The 3579-nt window shown below is 60.7% G+C and carries 4 protein-coding genes; all 4 read left to right on the top strand.

What is annotated here, in order from left to right:
• A partial coding sequence (locus H5U38_00155) for an acylphosphatase (GenBank protein ID MBC7185423.1) occupies positions 1–149 on the top strand: 149 nt, incomplete at its 5' end.
• A 156-nt stretch (positions 150–305) separates the two neighbouring features.
• Positions 306–830, top strand: coding sequence for an adenine phosphoribosyltransferase (locus H5U38_00150; protein ID MBC7185422.1), 525 nt, complete (start codon positions 306–308; stop codon positions 828–830).
• A 66-nt stretch (positions 831–896) separates the two neighbouring features.
• Positions 897–2201 carry a hypothetical protein gene (locus H5U38_00145; protein ID MBC7185421.1) on the top strand — a complete coding sequence of 435 codons (1305 nt, stop codon included), beginning with the start codon at positions 897–899 and terminating at the stop codon, positions 2199–2201.
• Between the two features lie 118 nt (positions 2202–2319).
• A partial coding sequence (locus tag H5U38_00140; GenBank protein MBC7185420.1) for an AAA family ATPase occupies positions 2320–3579 on the top strand: 1260 nt, incomplete at its 3' end.

Raw genomic sequence — 3579 nt, 5'->3', positions numbered from 1 at the left:
TGAGTGAAGTGGAGGGCGAGCGCGGCATGGTGGAAGAGTACATCAAAGCGCTAAAGGTGGGGCCGCGCCTCTCCAGCGTGCGCGACGTGGACGTACACTGGGCACAATACAGCGGGGAATTCGACTCTTTTGAGATAGCCTACTACTGAGAAGGACCCAAGCGTTTCCTTACAAGAGCACCAGCACAGAGTAGCGTCACATTGCACGAACTTGGAGCCCTGTCGCGTCGCCGTCAATTCGAAATGGTACACGAGAACTGAGAGACCACCCTCGGACAAGCCCTGGAGCACAAGGAGGAGCAGTCGATGCAAGACTTGGCAACGCTCATCAGAACTGTACCCGATTTCCCGAAGAAAGGCATTGGCTTTAAGGACATCACCACGCTAATCAAGCATGGCGAGGCGTTCCGCCAAGCAGTGGACGCGATGCTCTCCCCTTTTGCAAAGGAACACATCGACCTCATCTTAGGCGTCGAAGCGCGCGGGTTCCTGTTCGCCGCCGCCGCAGCGTACAAGCTCGGCGTGGGAGTCATCCCTGCGCGCAAACCCGGCAAGCTCCCGGCGAAAGTGGTGCGCGAAGAGTATGCGCTCGAGTACGGCACCGACGCCGTGGAGGTCCACGAGGATGCCATTAGCCCTGGGCAACGGGTGTTGGTCATGGACGACCTCCTGGCCACCGGCGGCACGACGGCTGCAGCGGTGCGCCTTGTGGAGCGCCTCGGCGGGGTCGTAGTCGGCGTCTCATTCCTCATCGAGCTCACTTTTCTCCACGGGAGGGAGAAATTGAAAGATCACAAGGTACACGCGGTCATCAGTTGCGAATCCGAGTAGGTTCTCAGAGGAATGAGTCTACTGAGCCAACAGTGCATCGAAGGGAGGAGATTGAGGCAAGGGCACATGCCGGATCGCAGGGGAAAAAGAACAAGTTTTTCTAAAGGCTGGGGCATCGGCGCTGCCTTGCTTACGACGGCGTTGGTCGGGGCTTGCTTTCCCCAGCAATACGATCTCAGCTATTTCGCCCCTGTTGCCGTGGGGAACGGGGCGCGCGCACTCGGAATGGGCGGCGCGTGCGTCGCGGTTGTCAGCGACGGCATGGCGGCTGCCGTTAACCCCGCCGCCCTATCCCGCATTGCTGGCTCGCAAGCGTTGGTCGTCGGGCGCTTCACCTTCGGCGTGCTCTCAGTGCAACCGAGCTCGCCCCTCCCTGCCGACGTTTCGCTGGAAGGGTCTCTCGGCTCCAATCTCGTCCCCGAATATGTGGGCATCGTGTTCCCCGTCAGCACTGTGCGCCGCCGCATCACAGGGGCACTGGCGGTGCGCGGCATGGTGGACTTTGGGCGCTCCACCTTGTTCAGGCGAATTGTTGGTCACGAGTTTCCTATCAACAACTACCGCGATGTCGAGCAAACCAGCACGGGAGGCCTCTATGCGCTGTCGGCCGCCCTGGGTGCCGAGCTGAACAACCGCTTGGCAGCGGGTGTCACCATCAACTTCCTCTCGGGCCGACAACGCGTGGAATGGGCAGATCGCACCGCCGAGGAGGGCGTGGAACGGCAGCAAGAAAGCTGGCGGCGGGAGAACAAGTTCTCCGGCTTTTCCCTCGACGTGGGGAGCACAGCCACCGTGAGCCGCTTCTTGGACATAGGGCTGAAGCTCTCCCTTCCGCACACGCTCACCTTTGTGCGCCCGACTTTAGTGACAAACGGAGTCGACAGCACCAGCCCCGACCTCAACCTGAAGGTGCCTATGTTTTTCACCATAGGCGCGGCCGTGCGACCTTCGCAACGGCTCTGTTTGGCCTTCGACTTCCATTGGGCAACCTGGTCCAGGGCGTCATTGGATTCGGCCATAACGGTTCCTGGCTTGCCTCTCGCTGATGCCAATAGCCTCCATGTGGGGCTGGAGTACTTAGTCCCCGTCAAAGAGGTGGTTCTCCCCGTACGCGTCGGCTTTCACACCGACCCGCGGCTGGAGCGTCAGTTCGCGACTGAACGACCCGACCACCGTGGGGATCCCATCCGCGGGCTGGCTTTTTCGGCCGGCGCGGGCATACAATCGTCCCCCGTGAGCTTCGACCTGTCGGTGGACTTTGGCCTGAGCGACTACACCGGTCGCAACGTGTTCGAGGAACAAGCCCAGGGATGGTCAGTCAAGGAACGCGCAGTGAGGGTAGTCTTCGCCGTGCAGGTGAAGGTGCAATGACACGCGTGGCAAAGAGACTGGACAGGCGCCATCGCCTTGCCGGGTCGTCGCCCGTGGCGAACCCGCGCATCATGGGCAGGGATTCGTTGGCATGGTGCCATCTTTGTCGGAGGGAACCATGAAGAAGCCACAGTTCGAGGAGGTGCCAGTCGAACGCCTCCGCTGGCACTGTGATCCGGCAACTCTGCCGTTTTCCTCAACTGCAGAAGTCTCCATCGCAGAGAAGATTCTGGGGCAAGATCGCGCGGTGCAGGCCCTCCGCATGGGATTGGACATCAGCAGCGTGGGCTACAACATCTTCGTAACTGGCCAGGCGGGGACAGGCCGCACCACCACCGTGCGCCACCTTCTGGCGAGCCGCCGTGGCAAAGCCATTCCCGATGACAAGCTGTACGTGAACAATTTCAAGAACCCCGATGCCCCGATGGCCATTAGTCTGCCGGCAGGAAAGGGCAGGGCTTTTCGTAAGGACATGGCGGAGGCCATCGCCGCGCTGCGCAAGCAGATCCCCCAACTCTTCGAGAGCGACCAATACGCCCAGCGTCGCCAGCGCCTGCTCGATTCGTATGGTGAGCAGGACCGCAAAGTGGTCGAGGCATTCGAGGCACGGGCACGCAAGGAGGGCTTTGCCGTCATCCAGGTACAGGTGGGACCAATAACCAAGCCTGACCTCGTGCCAATCATCGAAGGCTCGCCTGTGCCAATGGAACAGCTCGACTTGCTGGTGGCCCAAAACCGACTGCCAGAAGCCAACGCCGCCCGGCTCAAGAAGGCATATCCGGAGCTGCTCAAAGAACTGCCCAACGTGCTGAAAGAGCTGCGCAAGAACCAGGCTGCGCTGCGTCAGAAGCTAAGCGAACTTGACGCCCACTTTGCCCACGACCTGGTCGCGCCGGTGATTGCCGACCTGAAGGAGAAATACAAAGACGAAAAGGTGCATCGCTACTTGGACGACGTGCAAGAGAGCATCATGGAGCGACTGGACCTTTTCCGCAGGACGGATGGTGAGGGCGAGCGCGACTCATCCGGGGGCGTTGACCCTTTCCTGGACTACCAGGTCAACCTCATCGTCGACAACGCCGAGACCAAGGGGGCGCCGGTCATCTTCGAGAATTCACCCACCTATCAGAACCTTTTCGGCACCATCGAACGGGTGGCAGACGGCCGCGGCATGTGGCGCGCCGACTTTACCAGGATCAAGGCAGGCTCCTTCCTGCGCGCCAATGGCGGTTTCCTGGTGCTCAACGCCTTGGATGCGCTGGTAGAACCGGGCGTCTGGCAGACCCTGAAGCGCACCCTGCGCAACCGGCAAGTGGAAATCCAAAGCTTCGAGCCGTTCTTTATGTTCACCACCACGGCCTTGAAACCGGAGCCCATC

This window comes from Calditrichota bacterium, assembly GCA_014359355.1.
Classification (GTDB): Bacteria; Zhuqueibacterota; Zhuqueibacteria; order JANLFK01; family Oleimicrobiaceae; genus Oleimicrobium.
The sequence above is the reverse complement of the archived record's forward strand: the minus strand, read 5'-3'. Positions and strand labels throughout refer to the sequence as shown.